This window comes from Streptomyces sp. CB02056 (assembly GCF_001905545.1).
GTDB lineage: Bacteria > Actinomycetota > Actinomycetes > Streptomycetales > Streptomycetaceae > Kitasatospora.
This window is the reverse complement of the sequence record NZ_LIPD01000017.1, coordinates 80,531-99,770: the sequence shown is the minus strand read 5'-3', so window position 1 is coordinate 99,770 and position 19,240 is coordinate 80,531. Positions and strand designations below refer to the sequence as shown.

Here is a 19,240-nt window from a genome sequence, read left to right as displayed (position 1 = left end):
CCGTTCCCCGGCCGGCCCTCCGCCACCGCACTTCCCTTTCGCACCACCTCTTCCCATCGACTCCTCGCACCACCTCTTCGCTCCAACTCGCCATCTCGTCAAAGGACTCCGTGATGGACACCATCGCCGTGGGTTTCGGCGTGCTCGTCGCCGTCGTGCTGCTCATCCTGCTCGCCATGCTGCTGTTCGTGGGCCGCCTGTTCCAGAAGGTCGAGCAGGGCAAGGCACTGATCGTCTCCCGGACGAAGAAGGTGGACGTGACCTTCACCGGCGCGATCGTCCTCCCGGTGCTCCACAAAGCGGAGTTGATGGACATCACCGCCAAGACGGTGGAGATCCACCGGGCCGGCCGGGACGGTCTGATCTGCCGGGACAACATCCGCGCGGACATCCGGATCTCGTTCTTCGTCCGGGTCAACAAGACCGTCGAGGACGTCATCAAGGTCGCGCAGTCGATCGGCACCGCCCGGGCCAGCGATCCGCAGGCGATCCAGGAGTTCTTCGCCGTCAAGTTCGCCGAGGCGCTCAAGACCGTCGGCAAGCAGCTGGACTTCACCGACCTGTACACCCACCGGCACGAGTTCCGGGACCAGATCATCGCGGTCATCGGCACCGACCTCAACGGCTACACCCTTGAGGACGCGGCGATCGACCACCTGGAACAGACCCCGATGAACCAGCTGGACGCCGACAACATCCTGGACGCCCAGGGCATCCGCAAGATCACCGAGCTGACCGCGATCGAGCACGTGCGCACCAACGAGTACCAGCGCACCGAGGAGAAGGAGATCACCCGGCAGAACGTGGACGCCCGGGAGGCCGTCCTGGAGCTGGAGCGCCGGCAGGCCGACGCCGAGATCCGCCAGCGCCGTGAGATCGAGACCCTGCGGGCCAAGGAGGACGCGGTGATCGCCCGGGTGCAGGAGGAGGAGCGGCTCAACGCCCAGACCGCCTTCCTGCGCACCGAGGAGCTGCTCGGGGTGCAGCGGGAGAACCAGGCCCGCGAGGTCGCGGTGGCGCAGAAGAACCGCGAGCGGGTGATCGCGGTGGAGAACGAGCGGATCGAGAAGGACCGTCTGCTGGAGGTCGTCGGCCGCGAGCGGGAGACCCAGCTCGCCACGATCGCCAAGGAGAAGGAGCTCGAGTCCGCCAAGCGCGAGGTCGCCGACGTGGTCCGCGAGCGGGTCGCGGTGGACCGCACCGTCGCCGAGCAGGAGGAGGCCGTCAAGACCCTGCGCGCCACCGAGGAGGCCGAGCGCGTCCGCAAGGCCGTCGTGATCCAGGCCGAGGCCGAGGCGCAGGAGAAGCTCGTCAAGGACATCAAGGCCGCGGAGGCCGCCGAGCAGGCCGCCACCCACAAGGCCCGCGAGGCGCTGGTGCTGGCCGAGGCCCGGCAGCAGGCCGCCGAGCTGGACGCGGCCGCCAAGATCCGGATGGCCGAGGGCGTCCGGGCGGAGGCCGCGGCCGAGGGCCTGGCCCGGGTCCAGGTCCGCGAGCAGGAGGCCGCGGCGGTGGAGAAGGTCGGCCGTGCCGAGGCCGTCGTCCAGGCGGAGAAGGCCAAGGCCGCCGCGCTGGAGATCGGCGGTCGGCTGAAGGCCGAGGCCGAGGGCCTGACCGAGAAGGCCGCGGCGATGGCCAAGCTGGACGAGGCCTCGCGCGGGCACGAGGAGTACCGGCTGCGGCTGGCCGCCGAGAAGGACGTCCGGCTGGCCGGGCTGGACACCCAGCGGCAGATCGCCGAGGCCCAGGCGGCGCTGGTCGCGGCCGGGCTGGAGAAGGCGAAGATCGACATCGTCGGCGGGGACTCGGTGTTCTTCGACCGGCTGGTGCAGTCGGTGTCGGCCGGCAAGAGCGTGGACGCCTTCGTCGCCCACTCGCAGACCGCGCAGACCCTGGCCGGGCCCTGGCTGGACGGGCGGGCGAGCTTCACGGACGACCTCACCCGGGTGCTCTCCTCGGTCTCCACGGCCGACGTGCAGAACCTGACGGTGTCCGCCCTGCTGATGAAGCTGATCGGCTCGGGGGCCGGCGACCAGGCCGGTCAGCTGCGCCAACTGCTGGAGTCGGCACGGAAGCTGGGCGTCGCGGAGACCCCGATCGGGGCGCTGGCCGGCGGGCTCGCCTCGGCCAACGGCTCCAAGTGATCCGCTGAGCGGGCACGCCGACCGCGCTGAGCGGGCACGCCGACCGCGCCGACCGCGCTGACCGCGGCTACCGATCCAGCCGCATCGATCGCGGCAACCGATTCGACCGAGTCAACTGAGGAACGTGACCGTGACCGTGGACGCCCTCGACGCCCGGCTCGACGCCGGCACCTACGAGGTCCTGCGCGACCGGCTCGCCCGAGCCGCCGCCGAACTCGCCGACCGGGCCCAGGCGTTGAACGCCCGCCGGGTTGCCGAGTTCGGCGGCGGGGAGCTGCGGCTGGCCGGCACCGGACGGCTCACCACCGACCGGGCCTGCCTGCCGCAGGACCTCACCGCCGCCGGCGGGCTGCTGCTGCTCGCCACCCGTCCGACCGAATCCGCCGACGGCGCCGGGGACTTCACCGACGTCCTCGGCCTGCACCACCCCGACCTCTCCCCCGCGCCCGCCGAGGGCACCCTGCTGGACGACCCGCGGCTGCGCCAGGACCTCGCCGACCTGCGGCGCTACTTCCGCGACGCCCGGCTGGAGCGGCTGCGCGCGGTGGACGGCCGGCTGCTCGCCGTCTTCCGCACCGGCCCGACCGCCGCCGACGTCCGGGTGCTGCGCTGGCGCCTGGACGACGGCCTCGCCGACGACGCCCAGCCGTCCTACCTGGACGGGCGCGGCGAACGCGACCACACCCCCGCCGACGGGCAGCAGCTGCCCTGGACCACCCTCACCCGGGACGACCAGCTGCCCGCCGGCCCCGGCCGCCCGCCCCGCGCCGACCTGGCCGGCGAACTGCTCGTCGGCGTCGACGGCGGCCGGCTGACCATCACCGCCCCGGACGGCCGGGAGCTGCACCGCGAGCCGCTGGCCGAGGCCCTGCAGACGCTCGCCGACGCCCGGATCGCCCACGCCCGGCTCGGCACCCTGCTGCTGGTGCGCGTGCGCCCGTACCAGGAGGAGACCGAGCGGCACCTGGTGGTGCACCTGCCCACCGGCACCGTCACCCGGATCGACGCGCTCGGCCAGGCCTGCCTGCGGCTGCCCGCCGACCAGGGCGTGGCCTTCCCCGGCGGCTGCCACCTGGTGGACGGCACCGTGCGCACCTTCGACCAGCCGGTCGACGGCCTGCGCTACGAGCGCACCCTCCTCTCGCCCAACGGCGAGGACGTGCTGTACGAGTTCCGCTCCCCCGCCGACGGCCGCGCCCTGCTCCAGCCGTACAACAGCGTCCGCCAGGAGGCCGCCGCCCCGCTGCCCTGCCAGGGCTACGCGCTGCTCGCCGACGGCACCCTGATCGCGCTGCGCCCGGCCGAGGACGGGCCGACCCGGCTGCACCCCGTCCAGCTCTGGCAGACCCCGTTCACCAGCGAGCGCTTCGCCGCCGAACAGCCGCCCGGCAGCGGGCCGTTGGCCCGGATCGGCAACGCCGACCTGGTCCGCGGCCTGGCCGACTGCCTGGCCCTGGCCCGGCTGGCCGCGGCCGGCGCCGACACCCCGGCCGGCCACCAGGCCGTCCTCGCCGCCTGCACCCGCACCGCCGACCGGCACCACTGGCTCGGCCAGGACGGCCTCGGCGACCTCGCCGCGCCGCTCGCCGAGATCCGCGACACCGCCCGGCAGGTCGTCGCCGAGTACGAGGCCGTCGCCCAACTCACCACGCACGCCGCCCGGCAGACCGACGAGGCCGCCGAGCACGTCGAGGGCCTGCTGCGCACCGCCCGCGGCGAGACCCTGGCCGACGCCGCCGAGTGGGTCGACCGGCTGGCCGGACTGCGCCGCGCCCAGGGCCGCGTCGAGGCGCTGCGCGACCTGCCGCGCGCCGACCCGGAGCGGATCGACGGGCTCGCCGCGCACCTCGCCGAGGGCCTGGCCGAGGCCGCCGACCGCGCCGTCGGCCAGCTCGCCGAGCCGACCGCCTTCGAGCCCCACCGGCAGCGGGCCGGCGAGCTGGCCGAGCGCTGCGCCGCCATCGCCACCGCCGCCGAGGCCGAGCCGCTGGGCCTCGAACTGGGCGGCCAGAGCGAGGCCCTGCAGACCGTCTCGGAGCTGGTCGGCACCCTCGACCTGGCCGACGCCACCACCCGCACCGCGATCCTCGACCGGCTCGCCGACGTGCTCGGGCTGCTCAACCGGGCCCGGTCCGCGCTGACCGTGCGCCGCCGGGAGCTGCACACCCGCGAGGCCGCCGCCGAGTTCGCCGCCGAGACCGCCCTGCTCGGCCAGGCCACCACCGCCGCGCTCGCCGCCGCCGACACCCCCGAGGCCTGCGACGAGCAGCTCGGCCGGCTGCTGCTGCGGATCGAGCAGCTGGAGACCCGCTTCGCCGACGCCGACCCGGCGCTCGGCGAGCAGCTCACCGCCCGCCGCACCGAGGTCCACGACGCGCTCACCGCCCGCCGCCAGCACCTGCTGGAGGAGCGGGCCCGGCGCGCCGACCGGCTGGCCGCCTCCGCCGGGCGCGTCCTCGACACCCTGCACCGCCGGCTGGCCGGTCTTGACACCGCCGCCGAGATCGACGCCGCCCTCGCCGCCGACCCGACCGCCGTCAAACTCCGCGACCTGGCCGGGCAGTTGACCGCGCTCGGCGACCGGGTCCGGGCCGAGGAGCTGACCGGACGGCTGCGCGCCGCCCGCGGCCGCGCCCACCGGGCCCTGCGCGACCGCGCCGAGCTCGCCGGGGACGGCCCCGGCACCCTGCGGCTGGGCCGGCACCTGTTCGCCGTCACCACCCAGCGCCCCGAACTCGCCCTGGTGCCCTGGCGCGGACGCCCCGCCTTCACCCTCACCGGCACCGACTACCGCTCCCCCGTCACCGACCCGGCCTTCGCCGCCACCGAGCGGTACTGGGACCGCCCGCTGCCCTCGGAGACCCCGCGGCTGTACCGCGCCGAGTACCTCGCGGCGAGCCTGCTGCCGACCGTCGAGGCGGCGGCGCCGCTCACCGACGCCGAGCTGCTGGAGCACGTCCGGCGGGCCGCCGAGCAGCGCCCGGACGAGGGCTACCAGCGCGGCGTGCACGACCACGACGCCGCGCTGCTGCTCCGCGCCCTGCTCCGACTCGACGCCGAGGCCGGGCTGTTGCGCCACCCGGCGGGCGCCCGGGCGGCCGCGCAGCTGTACTGGGCGCACGGCGCCGACGAGCGGCAGCGGCTGCTCTGGCACACCCGGGCCCGCTCGCTGGGCCTCGCCCGGGACGCCTTCGGGGGCGCCCCGGCGCAGGCCGCGCTGGACGCCCTCGCCCGCGAACTCTCCTCCGCCGTCGCGGACTTCGTCCCGGGAGCGGCGCCCGCCGGGCCCTACCTGGTGGCCGAACTGGCCGCCGCCGCACCCAGCTTCGCCCACTCGACGGGCGCCGCCGCACTGCTCGACAAGTTCCGCGCCGCCCCCGAGTCGGCCGGTCTCACCGAGGCGCTGGCCGCACTGCCCGAGGAGCCCGATCTGCTGCCGGTACGGCGCCAACTCGCCGCCGCCTGGCTGGAGTCGGGCGCCGTCGACGCCGATCCGGCGGACCTCGCCGAGGCCGCCGCCGCGCTGCTCTGCCCGTCCCTGCCGCGCCGCCCCGCCGAGGGGGCCGTGGGCGCCCGGATCACCGGGCTGCTCGGCGACCACCCGCGGCTCGCGGGCGGAGCGCTCGACCTCCGGCTGGACGAACTGCTCGCCCGGGTGGCGGAGTTCGAGCAGGTCGAGGTGCCCGGCTACCGGGCCTACCAGCGGCTGCGCGGCGAACTGCTGGCCGCCGAGCACGCCCGGCTGCGGCTCGACCAGTACCGGCCCGCCCCACTCAACGGCTTCGTCCGCAACCGCCTGATCGACCAGGTGTACCTGCCGCTGGTCGGCGACAACCTCGCCAAGCAGCTCGGCACCGCCGGGCCCGGCGGACCGGTCGACCGCAGCGGCCTGCTGCTGCTGGTCTCCCCGCCCGGCTACGGCAAGACCACCCTGGTCGAGTACCTCGCCGAGCGGCTCAGCCTGCTGCTGGTCTCCGTCAGCGGCCCCGCGCTCGGCCACCGGGTCACCTCGCTGGACCCGGCCGAGGCCCCCGACGCGACCTCCCGGCGCGAGGTCGAGAAGCTCAACTTCGCCCTGCACGCGGGCGACAACGTGCTGCTCTACCTGGACGACGTCCAGCACACCTCGCCCGAGTTCCTCCAGCGCTTCATCCCGCTGTGCGACGCCCAGCGCCGGGTCGACGGCGTCTGGGACGGCGAGGCCCGCGAGTGGGACCTGCGCGGCAAGCGCTTCGCCGTCGTCATGGCCGCCAACCCGTACACCGAGTCCGGCCGCCTCTTCCGGCTGCCCGACATGCTCGCCAACCGCGCCGACGTGTGGAACCTCGGCGACGCCGTCGCCGGGCGCGAGGACCTGTTCGCGCTCAGCTTCGTCGAGAACGCCCTGCCCGCCAGCCCCCACCTGGCCCCGCTCGCCACCGCCGAACGCGCCGATCTCGACACCCTGCTCGCCCGCGCCGGCGGCCTGCCCGGCGGCACCCTGGCCGGCGCCTGGCCCGCCGCCGAGACCGAGCGGATGACCGCCGTCCTCGCCGGCCTGCTCCACCTGCGCTCCACCGTCCTGGCCGTCAACCGCGCCTACCTGGCCTCCGCCGCCCAGGACGACCGCACCCGCACCGAGCCCCCCTTCCTGCTCCAGGGCTCCTACCGCAACATGGCCAAGCTCGCCCAGCGCCTCGACCCCGCCCTCACCCGCCCCGAACTCGACGCCCTGCTCACCGACCACTACCGCGCCGAGGCCCAGCCCCTGGGCGCCGACGCCGAGGCCCAGCTCCTCAAACTCGCCGAACTCCGTGGCACCCTGACGGAGAATCAGACAGCCCGCTGGGCGGAGCTGAAGCGCTCGTGGTCGGAGCGCGGACGGCCCGGCGAGCACCCTTGACCTGAAGGGCGCTTGAGCTCCTACCGTCGTCCGCATGACCTTCACCGCGCGCGAACGCGCCTACCTCACCGGCCAACCGCTGGCCCGCCTGGCCACCACCGGCCCGGACGGCTCCCCGCAGGTCCGGCCGGTGGGGTTCCGGCTCAACGAGGACGGCACCATCGACATCGGCGGACCGGACAACGCCCGCAGCCGCAAGTACCGCAACGCCCGGGACCGCCCCGAGGTGTCCGTCCTGGTCGACGACATGGCGCCCGCCGACGATCCGGTCGCGCCCGGCTGGGGCCGCGGCGTGGAGATCCGCGGCCGGGCGGAGGTGCTCGCCGTCGACGTCCCGCCAGTGGCGCCCGACCGGTTCAGCCGGGACGTCATCCGGGTGCACCCCCGGCGGATCGTCACCTGGAACCTGGAGGCCCTGGGCTCCACCGCCCGGGACGTCGACTGACACCTCGGCGGGCCCGACTCCCCCGCTGCCCGCCCTCCCCCACCCCACCGATGGAACGATGACCACATGATTCACTCCATCGGGGCATCCGCAAACGGCGGGGGTAGGCGGCGCCGCGAGCCGGGTAACCCGCTGGCATGAGCGCTCAGGGACTCGATCTGGCCGGGCTGCGCAGGGTGTACGGGCGGGCGGGGAGCCGGTGGTTCTACACCCGGGTGGCGCGCAACGCGCGGCACTGGGGGTGGACGGAGCCGGGGCAGTCGAAGTGGCGGTTGTGGCGGGCGCAGCGGCAGTTGGAGGACGTGCTGGGGCGCAAGCTGGCGCTGCCGGCCGGGGCACGGGTGCTGGACGCCGGCTGCGGGGCCGGGGTGGTGGCCCGGGCGATGGCCCTGCGCTTCGGGCTGGCGGTGACGGGGGTCGACGTCCTGGACTTCCACCTCGCCGAGGCGGCCCGGCTCAGCGCCCGGGCCCGGATGGGCGACCGGACGGTGTTCCGCTTCGGGGACTTCCACCGGCTCCCCTTCGACGACGGGGAGTTCGACGGCGCGTACTCGATGGAGACGCTGGTCCACTCCTACGACCCGCCCCGGGCGCTGGCCGAGCTCCACCGGGTGCTGCGCCCGGGTGGCCGGCTGGTGCTGCTCGGCCCGATGAGCACCGGCCCGCTGGACGAAATGGAGCCGGGCGCAAGGGCGTTGATCGAACCGTACCTGGACGCGATGACGATGACCGGCTCCAAGGTCTACCACGCCGGCAACCTGTCGCGGCTGCTCGCCGAGGCCGGGTTCGAGGTCGAGGAGGCGCTGGACGCGACGCCGTACTACCTGCCGACCTCGGAGGCCGTGTACGCGTACTTCCGGCTGCCGTGGGAGATACTGCGGCGCTTCGGCGATCCGGCCAAGTGGCTCAATCTCCGGTCCACGGTGGAGATGTACGGCGTTCGGGAGCACGTCGCCTGGTACGTTCACACGGCTGTCAAGCCATCGAGGTGAACTCCGCGTGGACGAGCGCTCCGCCCCCCTGCCGTACCCCAGTGGCTGGTTCTGCGTCGGCCGGTCCCGGGACCTGCCGCCCGGGCGGGTGCGCGCGGTCCGGCTGATGGGCGAGGACGTGGTGCTGTACCGGACCCGCCGGGGCGCGGTGCGCGCGGTCGGCCCGCACTGCCCTCACCTGGGCGCGCACTTCGGGGCGGGTGGGAAGGTCCGGGGCGAGGAGCTGGTCTGCCCGTTCCACGGCTTCGCCTTCGGCCCGGACGGCTCGTGCACCGGTTCGCCGGACGGCATCCGGTTCCGGGGCGCCCTGGCCGGGCGCCGGCTGTGCGAGCGGGACGGCGCGCTGTTCGTCTGGTGCGGCCCCGGCGGCGGCCCGGGCAACGGTTCGGGCGGCGGTCCGGACGGCGGCGCACCGGCCTGGGAGCTGCCGCCGGCCGTCGGGGTACGGCCGCTGGCGTGGTGGAGCGGGGACGTGCTCTCCCACCCGCAGGAGGTGATGGAGAACAGCGTCGACTTCCGGCACACCCGGGTGCTGCACGGCCTGGACACCCGGGAGACCGCCCCGCCCGAGGTGGCCGGGCCGCTGTTCACCGTCCACCAGCGCACCACGACCCGGTTCCCCGGGCTGGGCACGGTGAGCCTGGAGCAGCCGGTGACGCTGTTCGGCCTCGGGCTGATGCGCATGGAGGTCGAACTGCCGCAGGTGGGCGGCACCTTGCGGGTGTGGGTGCTGCCGACGCCGGTCGCGCCGTGGCGGACCAGGGTGCGCTTCGCGGTGACCGCCACGGTGCCGGTGCCGGGGGTCGGTGCGGCGCGGGCCGTCGACCGGGCGGCCTCCTGGGCGGCGCTCCAGGCCTCGGTGCGGATCATCAAGCAGGACCGCCCGGTCCTGGACCACAAGCGGTACCTGGCGCAGCCCCGGCTCGTCCCCGGGGAGCGCTCGATCGGGCTGTTCCGCCGGTGGGCGCGGCAGTTCTACCCCGGGTTCCACCCCGAGCCGGCCCCCGGGTTCCACCCCGACGCCCGCGCCGGGCTCCAGCCGGAGCCGGACGCCTCCTGAGCCCCGGCCGGCGCGGCCGGCGGCTCCCAGTCCGGGTCGGGCAGCCCGGGGACGGCCCGCCCCTCGGCCTGCCAGCGCCGGGCCAGTTCGGCGTAGATGGGCGTCTCCGCCACGGGTTCCGGCACGGGCGCCGCCCACGACTGCTCCGGCGGCTGCTCCGGCGGTCTGTCCGGAGCACCGTGCAGGATCGTTTCCTCAACCAACGGCCGCTCCGGTTCCGGCAGCCTCCCAAAACCACTCACACCCGGCCAACGCGCCCCGCCCGTACCGGGACACGGCCACGTCAACCCGACTCCCCGCAGGTCAACCCCCTGCGGGGAGCCGCCGGTGCGCAGGAAGTCGGCCCACCCGACTTCCTGCGCACGTCCTGTGCGAGGGCCGGGGCCCTACCGCCGCAGTCCCGCCGCCAGCAGCTCCGCGACGGTGGCGAGCTTCACCCGGGGCCGCCCCTCGGCCTCGCCCCGCTCGCGTTCCGCGCGGTCCACCGCGCGCAGCTCCCGCAGCCCGACCGCGTCCGGCCGCCGCTTGCGCACCAGCCGTTCGAAGTCGCCGCACCCCGCCTCCGGGACGGGCAGCGCGCGGGCGGTCGCGTCGTCCAGCAGCGCGCCCACCGTCTCCCGGGCGCAGGCCCGGTTGGCGCCGATCCCGCCGGACGGCCCGCGCTTGGCCCAGCCCACCACGTACGTCCCCGGCAGCGGCCGTCCGGTCGCCGGCTCGACGACCCGCCCCGCCCGGTGCGCGACCGTCCCGGTCCGCTCGTCGAACGGCAGCCCGGGCAGCGGGACGCCCCGGTGCCCGATGGAGCGCACCACCAGCCCGGCCCGCAGCACGTCCCGCACGCCGGTGCCCTCGACCCGGCCGTCCGCCCCCGGGGCGGTCCGCTCGACGGTCAGCGCCTCGACCCGCCCCTCCCCGGACAGCTCGACCGGCGCCGACAGGAACCGCAGCACGATCCGCCGCCCCGGCCCGGGCGCCGCGTCACCGTCGTGCGGCACCAGCGGCAGCCCGGCGAGCAGCGCCGCCCCCGACGCCGTACCCGACCCCGCTTCCGCCCCCCGTTCCGCCCCCGCCTCCGCCGCCGCCTCGATGGCCGCCCGGACCTCCGGGTGGTCGGCCACCACCACCTCGACGCCCGGCAGCCGCCGCAGCGCCAGGAACTCCGCCCTGCTCCACGCCGCCTGCCCGGGGCCGCGCCGGGCGAGCAGCACGACCTCCCGGACCCGGCTGCGGCGCAGCGCGGCCAGGGCGTGGTCGGCGATGTCGGTGGCGGCGAGCCGGTCGGGGTCGGTGAGCAGGATGCGGGCGACGTCCACCGCGACGTTGCCGTTGCCGACCACCACCACGCGCTCCGCCGTCAGCTCCACCGCGTCGGCGGGCACCGTCGGTTCGGCGTTGTACCAGCCGACGAAGGCGGTCGCGGGCAGGCTGCCCGGCAGGTCCTCACCGGGTATGCCGAGCCGGCGGTCGGCGGCCGCGCCGACCGCGTACACCACCGCGTGGTGGTGGGCGGCGAGCTCCTGGTGGGTGAGGTCCGTGCCGATCTCCACGTTCAGGTGCATCCGCAGCCGCGGGTCGTGGAAGACGCTCGCGAAGCTCTCCGCGATCCGCTTGGTGGACTGGTGGTCGGGCGCGACGCCGTGGCGCAGCAGGCCGCCGGTGACCGGCAGCCGGTCGATCATGGTGATCTCGGCGCTGGTGCCGCGCAGCAGTTCCTGCGCGGTGTACCCGGCGGACGGGCCGGTGCCGACGACGGCTATCCGCAGCGCGCCGACCTCGGCCGGCAGGCTGCGCGGGAAGCTGGGCGCGCCCCAGGCGTGGTCGTTGGGGTGGTCGCGGAACCAGTCGCGGTTGAGGTCGCCGAACACGGTGTCGGGTCCGCGCAGCCGGTCGACCGGGAACACCGCGTCCACCGGACAGGCGTCCGCGCAGGCGCCGCAGTCGATGCACGCCCGCGGGTCGATGTAGAGCGTGTCGGTGGTGCCGAACTCCGGTTCGTCCGGGGTCGGGTGGATGCAGTTGACCGGGCAGACGGACACGCACGAGGCGTCGTTGCAGCAGGTCTGGGTGATCGCGTAGGCCATGGCCGGGGTGGGTCCTCGCTGCGCGTGGGGGATGGGGCGGCTCGGTGGTGACGGTCCGTCAGAGCATGTGCACCCGGCGGTAGACGGCCGCCGAGCGACTGGTGAGCAGGCCGGTCTCGGCGAGGAAGGCCATCAGGTGCCGGGAGCTGGTGCGCATCATCGCCTTGCGGTGCTCGCTGGCCCGCACTTCGGCGAGCGCCCGCTGCACGTCGAGCCCGGCGGCCTTGTACACGCCCGGGTGCACCATGCTGGTGACGATGACGTACGCGCCCACGGCGATGCCGGTGGCCGAGGCGCGCCGGCGGGCCGGGCTCGCGTGGCGCATCCGCTCGCGGATCTCCTGCCGGGCGAACTTCATGTGCCGGGACTCCTCGACCACGTGGATCCGGGACGTGCCGCGGACGATCTCCAGCACCTTCTCGCCGCGCATCCAGTCGCGCTGCATGACGTCGAGCACCTCTTCGGCCACCAGGATGCCGCCGTAGGCGAGTTCGCCCTTGGCGAGCGCCTTGAAGGCGCGCCCGGACTGGGCGATCACCTTGTTCGGGCGGTAGGCGGGGACGCCCATCTTGGCGCAGGCGCGGGCGAACATGATCGAGTGGCGGCACTCGTCGGCGATCTCGGTGAGCGCGAACTGGAACTCGGCGGTGGCGGGGTTCTTGAGGTACTGGTCGCGCAGCACCATCTGCTGGAGGATCATCTCGAACCAGATGCCGGTGTTCATGATCGAGCAGACCTCGTGCCGGGTGAGCGTGACCCGCTGGCGCTCGGTCATCTCGTCCCACAGCCGGGTGCCGTAGAGGGTGCTCCACTCCGGATTGAGGCCGTAGTGGTCGTCCGGGAGGGGGGCGTCCCAGTCGATCTCGGTCGAGGGGTCGTAGGAGAGGGTGGCGGCCGACTCCAGCAGCCGCTTCGAGACGTCGTCGTCGGCCGTGGTGTGGCCGTGCCCCGTCTGCCAGGTGAGAGCCATGGCTGCCTCCAGGTGCCTGTTCCGCGGGTTCCCGCTCACCCGCTTATTAGACGGACAGTACAATAAGAGCCGGTCGCCGAGAACCCCCTGCGCGACAGCGATCCGGCGCGTGACCGTACGGCTCACGCCCCCCTTCTGCCTCCGGGCACGCCCCCTTCCGTCTCACGGTCACGCCCCCCTTCTGCCTCCGGCCCCGCCCCGCCTTCCCGTCTCACGGCACGGCGAAGGGCGGGACCCGCCCGCTGCTGGGGTCCCACCCTTCGCCGCAAGCCCTCCGGTGCGTTGCCGCTACCCGCCGATCGCCTGCCGCAGCGCCTCCGCCGCCTCGGCCGTCGCCTCCCGGAAGCGGTGGCCGATGCCGATGTAGCTGGCGTACCCGTGGATGAGGTCCGACTGCCGGCTCAGCCGTACCGCGACCCCGGCCTCCTCCAGCGCCCGCGCGTACGCCTCGCCCTCGTCGCGCAGCGGGTCGAAGCCCGCGGTGCCGATGTACGCGGGCGGCAGGCCGGTCAGGTCCTCGGCGAGCAGCGGCGACAGCCGCGGGTCGGTGCGGTCGGCGGGCGCGGGCGCGTACCGGTCGGCGAACCAGTCCATGTCGGCGCTGGTCAGGAAGAACCCGTCGGCGAACAGTGCGCGCGAGGGGCGCCGGGTCGAGGCGTCGGTCGCCGGGTACAGCAGCAGCTGGAACACCGGCGCGGGGCCGCCCCGCCGGACCGCCTGCTGGGCGGCGACGGCGGCCAGGTTGCCGCCCGCGCTGTCCCCGCCGACCGCGATCCGCTCCGGGTCCGCGCCCAGGTCGGCGGCCTTGGCGTGCGCGTAGTCGAACGCGGCCAGCGCGTCCTCGGCCGCCGCCGGGAACGCGTGCTCGGGCGCCAGCCGGTACTCCACCGACAGCACCCGCACCCGCGCCCGCTGGGCGAGGAAGCGGGCGACGTGGTCGTGGCTGGCCCGGCTGCCGACCACCCAGCCCCCGCCGTGCAGGAGGACCAGCAGGCCGGAACCGGCCGCCAGCCCCTCCGGGGTGTACAGCGTCGCGGCCAGTTCGCCGTGCTCCTGCGGGATGCCGACGCTCCGCGCGGCCACCGTACGGTTGCGCGGCCCGCCCACCAGGTGCCGCGCGTGCTCCATCGCGGCGCGCGACGGCCCGACCCCGCCCGACATCACCAGGGACGCCCCGGACAGCCGTTGGAGCTTGAGTATCAACTGCGCGTCCAGCGCGAGCGTCTGCCCGTCGAGGACCACCGGCTTGCCCGCGACGGCCCGCCGCAGGCCCTCGGGCAGCGCGTACGCGGCGCGGACGACGGCGGCCTGGATCCGAACGGGCGGTGGGATCGTCATCTCTTCTGCCTCCTGACGGCGGCCCTGGAACGGTGTCGGGGCGGTTCTACCGGGGCCGGGAGCCCATGATGGGCCCCTCCCACCGGACGCGGAAGCCCCCTGGACGCCGTCTGAACCCGCCCTCGACCCCGCCGCCGCCCGCTCACCCCGAACTCGAGGCCATCTCCAACCGCCGTGCCCGGGAGGCCAGATGGCGCCGCTCCGGGGCGCTCGCCGTCCTGGCCGCCGCCTCCCGGTAGGCGCGGGCGGCGGCCGCCGGGTCGGTGCCGAGCCGGTCGAGCAGGTGCGCCCGGACGGCGAGCAGCCGGTGGTGCCGGGCCAGGCGCCGGTCCCCGGCCAGCTCCGCCACCAGCGCCAGCCCGGCCTCCGGCCCGTGCACCATCGCGACCGCGACCGCCCGGTTGAGCGCGACCACCGGGTTCGGGTCGAGGCGCAGCAGCAGGTCGTACAGCGCCAGGACCTGCGGCCAGTCGGTCTCCCGCGCCGTCGCCGCCTCCCCGTGCACCGCGGCGATCGCGGCCTGCACCTGGTACGGCCCGGCGTGCCCGCGCGGCAGCACCGAGGCGATCAACTCCAGCCCCTCGTCCAATAGTTCACGGCCCCACCGGCCGCGGTCCTGCTCGTCCAGCGGCACCACCGCGCCGTGCGCCCCGGTACGGGCCGGCCGGCGGGCGTCGGTCAGCAGCATCAGCGCGAGCAGCCCCGCCGTCTCGGCGTCCCCGGGGGTGAGCCGCCGCAGCAGCCGGGTCAGCCGGATCGCCTCCTCGGACAGCCGCGGCGCGGTCAGCTCCTCGCCGCCGCTCGCCGTGTAGCCCTCGTTGAAGACCAGGTACAGCACGTGCCGGACCTCACCCAGCCGCCCCGCCCCGCCCTCCGGGAGGGACTCTCCCCCGCCGAGGGACAGTCCCCCGCCCACGCTCCTCAGCGTCTGCTTCGCCCGGCTGATCCGCTGCGCCATCGTCGCCTCGGGCACCAGGAACGCGGCCGCGATCTGCGCGGTGGTCAGGCCGCCGACCGCGCGCAGGGTCAGCGCGATCCGGCTCGGCACGGACAGCGCCGGGTGGCAGCAGAGGAACAGCAGCGCGAGCGAGTCGTCCGCCGCCGGGTCGGGCGCGTCGGCCGCGGGGGCCAGCAGCGCCGACTGCGGCGTGGCCAGCGCCAGCGCCTCCTCCCGGCGGCGCCGCGCCGAATCGCTGCGCACCCGGTCCACCAGCCGCCGGTCCGCGACCGTCACCAGCCAGCCCCTCGGGTTGCCCGGCACCCCGCCCTCCGGCCACTGCGTCGCGGCGGCCAGCAGCGCCTCCTGCACCGCGTCCTCGCACGCGTCGAACGCCCCGCCGTGCCGCCGCACCAGCACGCCGAGGACCTGCGGCGCCAGTTCGCGCAGCAGGCCCTCGACGGCACCGGTCGTTCCGCTCACTCGCACACGGGGAGGTCGCCCGCCGCGGACTCGTGCAGGATCGGCCACAGCTCCACCGGCTCCACGTCCGCGAACGGCATGTCCGCCGCGATCTGCTGGGCCCGCTCCAGGCTCTCGCAGTCCAACAGGTAGAAGCTGGCCACGTACTCCTTGGTCTCCAGGTACGGCCCGTCGGTGACCACCGGCACCCCCTCCGCCCGCCGCACCAGCTGCGCCGCCGCCGCGTCCGCCAGCCCGTACGCGCCGACCAGCTCCCCGCTCTCCCGGTACCGCGCGTTGAACGCCTCCTGCCTGGCGATCGCCTCCGGCCACGCCTCGGCCGGGAAGGAGTCCCACTTGGCCTGGTTGCCGTAGATCATCGCGACGTACTTCATTCCGGGTGTCCCCTCCGTCTCACGCGCCCCGTCGGCGCGCCGTCACCTCTCAGTCGGAGCGGCGGAACCCGGCCTCTACATCGGCCGACGACTTTCCCGAGGAATCTTTCTCGCGCCCCTGACCCCACAGACGATCAAGGTACGGCAGCCGCCGGCCACCCGACGCTCAGGAGTTGCGCCGGTCCTCCGCGTCGAAGGACGTGAGGGCCCGGGCCCCCGGTTCGAGGGCCTGGCGCAGGGCGGCCAGGACGGTTGGGTCCAACCCTCCCACGGCGTCGGCGAGTTCCTCGGCCACGTCCGCCGCGATCTCCGCCGCCACGGCCTGTGCCGGCGTGCGGGGGCCGAGCTTGCTGACGGCGGCGGCGGCGCGGGTGGGGGTGAGCAGGGCCGAGGCCTGGACGAGGAGCCAGGCGGGGACGCCGGCCGCGCCCTCCGGCGGGGGGAGGTAGGGGCGGGCGCCGTCGTAGCGGTCGTCCTCGGCGAAGGCCTGCTGCTTCACCTTCACGAGCGGACGGGCGGTGGCGGACTCGTGCCATTCGCCGGCCGGTTTGAGGACGTACCCCTCGGCGAGGTTGTCCGGCAGCTCGGGCAGGCCGAGCAGGGCGGGCACCCGGCTGGGGTAGCGGACCGGCAGGTCGTGCAGGGTGTTCAGCGGGCCGTGGCCGAGCAGGGGGACGCAGGTGAGTCCGGCGGCCCGCGCGGCCGTGCGCAGGGTCCGGTCGGCGATCCACCAACGGCCCTCGGGTGTCTCGACGGTGGCGTCGAAGGGCAGCCAGCGCAGGCCGGGGGCGTACCAGACGCCGGTCTGGACCGGGTCGACGCCGGGGACGGCGGGCACCCCGGCGTGCGGGTAGCGGCCGCCGGCCAGTTCGCCGTAGACCGTCACCACGGCGGCGGCGCCCCACGGTTCGCGCACCGCGGCGGCGAACCGGGCGGCCGCGACGGAGAGTTCGGGCCAGATCCGGCTCACCCCGAAGAAGCCGTCCAGCCCCTCGTCGTCCAGCAGTTCACGCCGTTTCGCGGCCCGGACGGAGCCGCCTTCGCAGACCACGGCGAAGTGCGCCCCGTGCACCTTCTCGGCCGCGGTCCACTCGCGGCTGCCGGGCCCGCCGGAGCGGCCCCGGGCGGGGATCTTGGGGTAGGGCCGCAGCCCGGGCCCGTCGGACACCGTCTCGAACACCGTCTCGGACACGAACGGAATCCTCGCCGCCGGGGCCGCCGCCTGGCAACCGGGATTTCCCGGCCCGGACGACGACCCGGGTCGGAGCGACGACCCGGGTCGGAGCGGCGACCCGGGTCGGAGCGGCGACCCGGGTCGGAGCGGCGCGGGTCAGACCCCCCACTCCGCGCGCAGCGCCGCGAAGGCCTCGTGGAACCCCGGGAAGGTCTTCCGCACGCAGCCCGGGTCGTCGAAGGTGATGCCGGGGGTGCGCAGCGAGGTGACGGCGAAGGACATGACGATCCGGTGGTCGGAGTGGGTGGTGACCTCGGCCGGGCGGGGCGTGCCGGGCCGGATCTCGATCCAGTCGTCCCCGGTGGTCACGGTGACGCCCATCGCGCGCAGGTTGTCGGCGCAGGCCTCCAGGCGGTCGCACTCCTTGACCCGGGTGTTGTGGACGTCCTCGATCCGCACCGGCCCGGTGGCGAACGGGGCGATGGCCGCGAGGGTGGGCATGGTGTCGGAGATGTCCCGCATGTTGACGGTGATCCCGCCGAGCGGGCCCTCGCCGGCCACCGTGGTGCGGTCGGCGCCGACGTCCACCCGGGCGCCCATCCGCCGCAGCACGTCGACGAAGCGCAGGTCGCCCTGGAGCGCGTCCCGGCCGAGGCCGGGGACGGTGACCTCCCGGCCGGCCAGGGCCGCGGCGGCGAAGAAGTAGCTGGCGGTGGAGGCGTCCGGCTCGATCGGGTAGTCGGCGGCCCGGTAGCCGCCGGGTGGCACCTCGAACAGCTCGCCGGCGGGCGTCCGCTCGCGCTTCACCTCGACCCCGAAGTCGCGCATCATCGCCAGGGTGATGCCGATGTACGGCGCGGAGACCAGCCGGGTGACGGTGATCCGCAGGCCGTCCCGGGTGAGCGGGCCGAGCAGGAGCAGCGCGGTCAGGTACTGCGAGGACTGCCCTGCGTCCAGGGTGAGTTCACCGCCGCGGACGCCGTCGGCGAGGACCGTCAGCGGGTGGTGCCCCTCGGCCTCCTCGTGCCGCAGGTCCACGCCCAGGTCGCGCAGCGCCCGGGTGAGCGGGGCGACCGGGCGGCGGCGCATCTGGGCGGAGGCGTCGAAGCGGTACGTGCCGTGGCCGGCGGCGGCGAGGGTGGGCAGGAAGCGCGCGGTGGTGGCGCCGTCGCGGCAGTACACCTCGGCCTCCGGGACGGCGGGACCGGCCGGGCGGCCCTCCACCCGCCACGCCGCGGCCGTCCGCTCGATCCGGTACCCGAGGGTGTCCAGCCCCTGCGCGAAGCCCTCGGTGTCGTCCGAGGACAGCGGCCGGCGCAGGGTGGTCACGCCCTCGGCGGCGGCGGCCAGGAACAGCGCCCGGGCGGTGATGGACTTGGACCCGGGGATCTCCACAGCAGTCACGGCAGGCTCTCCCAACTCGAGTGTCCGACAGGTGTCTCCGGTGACGTCGGGCCCGATCCTGCCCGACCCGGCCACCGCCGTGGCCGACCATCCACGGACTGGACGGTGACGGGGGCGACAACAGTGGGCGACGACTTCAGCCGCGTGCCGAGGGGCCGTTTCAGCAGCGCGCCCAGAGCCCGGCCAGGTGCGTGTGCAGGACCTCCTCCGCCTCCGCCACCGTCCGGTGCCCGACCAGTACGTGCGCGGTGAGCCCGTCGGCGAGGGCGAGCAGCGTACGGGCTTCGTTCCGCGCGTCCACCGCCCCGGCGGTGTCCGCCCCGCCCAGCGCCGATCCCCCGGCCGCCGGCCCGCCCGCCGTCGCCCCGCCCAGCGCCGATCCCCCGCCCGCCGCCTCCGCGACCAGCCGCACCACCAGCTCCTCCAGCGCCGCGTAGCTGCTCCGCAGGGTGGCCGCCAGCGCCGGGTTGACGGCGGCCCCGGCGACGAAGGCGAGCCAGATCCGCGCCTCGGCCCGGTGTTCCTCGCGCAGCAGCGCCACCTCGCCCGCCACCAGCCCGAGTTCGGTGGCCGCCGACTGCGCCGGGCCGGCCGTGAGCCGGTTCCGCACCCGCGCGGTGACCCGCTCGCCGACGTGCGCGAGCGCGGCCAGCAGCATCTCCTCCTTGGTACGGAAGCAGCGCTGGACGGCCCCCATCGAGACCTCCGCCCGGGTGGCGACGTCCCGCAGGGTGACGCCCTCCAGCCCGTGCTCGTCCACCAGCAGGCAGACGGCCTCGGCGATCCGCCGGCGCCGGCCCTCGTGGTCCACCTGTTTCGGCATGCCCGTCCTCCTCGCCGCCGTGTTCTCCGATACTCGATATTCCGATGCAAGCGTATCGGTTCCGGGCTAGGGTTCGTTCCGTTCCGATGCGACCGCATCGGAACGAGCCCGACGACCCGCCGAGGAGCGCCCC

Annotated in this window: 13 protein-coding genes; 5 read left to right on the top strand and 8 right to left on the bottom strand. The window is 75.4% G+C overall.

Annotated features, from left to right (window positions below):
• The first annotated feature begins 113 nt into the window (after positions 1–113).
• The 5 genes from AMK13_RS34815 (at position 114) to AMK13_RS34795 (ending at position 9,523) form a co-directional block, all read left to right on the top strand.
• Positions 114–2,144, top strand: a complete 2,031-nt coding sequence (locus AMK13_RS34815) for a flotillin family protein (protein WP_049655427.1) — start codon at positions 114–116, stop codon at positions 2,142–2,144.
• A gap of 124 nt (positions 2,145–2,268) precedes the next feature.
• Entirely contained in the window at positions 2,269–7,026 is a 4,758-nt protein-coding gene (locus AMK13_RS34810) for a DNA repair ATPase (RefSeq protein ID WP_241853158.1), read from the top strand.
• 34 nt (positions 7,027–7,060) lie between these two features.
• On the top strand, positions 7,061–7,471 hold the full coding sequence (locus tag AMK13_RS34805) for a PPOX class F420-dependent oxidoreductase (protein ID WP_074005601.1): 411 nt from the start codon (positions 7,061–7,063) through the stop codon (positions 7,469–7,471).
• 137 nt (positions 7,472–7,608) lie between these two features.
• Positions 7,609–8,463 carry a class I SAM-dependent methyltransferase gene (locus AMK13_RS34800; RefSeq protein WP_074005600.1) on the top strand — a complete coding sequence of 285 codons (855 nt, stop codon included), beginning with the start codon at positions 7,609–7,611 and terminating at the stop codon, positions 8,461–8,463.
• Positions 8,464–8,470: 7 nt separating this feature from the next.
• The gene (locus tag AMK13_RS34795) at positions 8,471–9,523 is read left to right on the top strand and encodes an aromatic ring-hydroxylating oxygenase subunit alpha (RefSeq protein ID WP_074005599.1); all 1,053 of its coding nucleotides are present in this window, start codon (positions 8,471–8,473) and stop codon (positions 9,521–9,523) included.
• A 386-nt stretch (positions 9,524–9,909) separates the two neighbouring features.
• Here the strand turns inward: AMK13_RS34795 and AMK13_RS34790 are convergent, their stop codons facing one another.
• The 8 genes from AMK13_RS34790 to AMK13_RS34755 form a co-directional block, all read right to left on the bottom strand.
• On the bottom strand, positions 9,910–11,604 hold the full coding sequence (locus AMK13_RS34790; RefSeq protein WP_074005598.1) for a 4Fe-4S binding protein: 1,695 nt from the start codon (positions 11,602–11,604) through the stop codon (positions 9,910–9,912).
• 58 nt (positions 11,605–11,662) lie between these two features.
• Complete coding sequence (locus AMK13_RS34785) at positions 11,663–12,574, bottom strand: AurF N-oxygenase family protein (protein ID WP_074005597.1); 912 nt, start codon at positions 12,572–12,574, stop codon at positions 11,663–11,665.
• A gap of 288 nt (positions 12,575–12,862) precedes the next feature.
• Positions 12,863–13,912 carry an alpha/beta hydrolase gene (locus tag AMK13_RS34780; protein ID WP_074005596.1) on the bottom strand — a complete coding sequence of 350 codons (1,050 nt, stop codon included), beginning with the start codon at positions 13,910–13,912 and terminating at the stop codon, positions 12,863–12,865.
• Between the two features lie 142 nt (positions 13,913–14,054).
• Complete coding sequence (locus tag AMK13_RS34775) at positions 14,055–15,332, bottom strand: RNA polymerase sigma factor (protein ID WP_074005595.1); 1,278 nt, start codon at positions 15,330–15,332, stop codon at positions 14,055–14,057.
• On the bottom strand, positions 15,329–15,706 hold the full coding sequence (locus AMK13_RS34770) for a YciI family protein (protein WP_074005594.1): 378 nt from the start codon (positions 15,704–15,706) through the stop codon (positions 15,329–15,331). The genes AMK13_RS34775 and AMK13_RS34770 overlap by 4 nt, the downstream gene beginning before the upstream one ends.
• Positions 15,707–15,872: 166 nt before the next feature.
• Positions 15,873–16,898 carry an RNA ligase family protein gene (locus AMK13_RS34765; RefSeq protein ID WP_074005593.1) on the bottom strand — a complete coding sequence of 342 codons (1,026 nt, stop codon included), beginning with the start codon at positions 16,896–16,898 and terminating at the stop codon, positions 15,873–15,875.
• A 138-nt stretch (positions 16,899–17,036) separates the two neighbouring features.
• A complete protein-coding gene (gene aroA / locus AMK13_RS34760; RefSeq protein ID WP_074005592.1) occupies positions 17,037–18,284 on the bottom strand; it encodes a 3-phosphoshikimate 1-carboxyvinyltransferase in 1,248 nt (415 codons plus the stop codon).
• Between the two features lie 160 nt (positions 18,285–18,444).
• Positions 18,445–19,107: a TetR/AcrR family transcriptional regulator gene (locus AMK13_RS34755; RefSeq protein ID WP_074005591.1), complete on the bottom strand. Its 663-nt coding sequence runs from the start codon at positions 19,105–19,107 to the stop codon at positions 18,445–18,447.
• Positions 19,108–19,240: the final 133 nt, after the last annotated feature.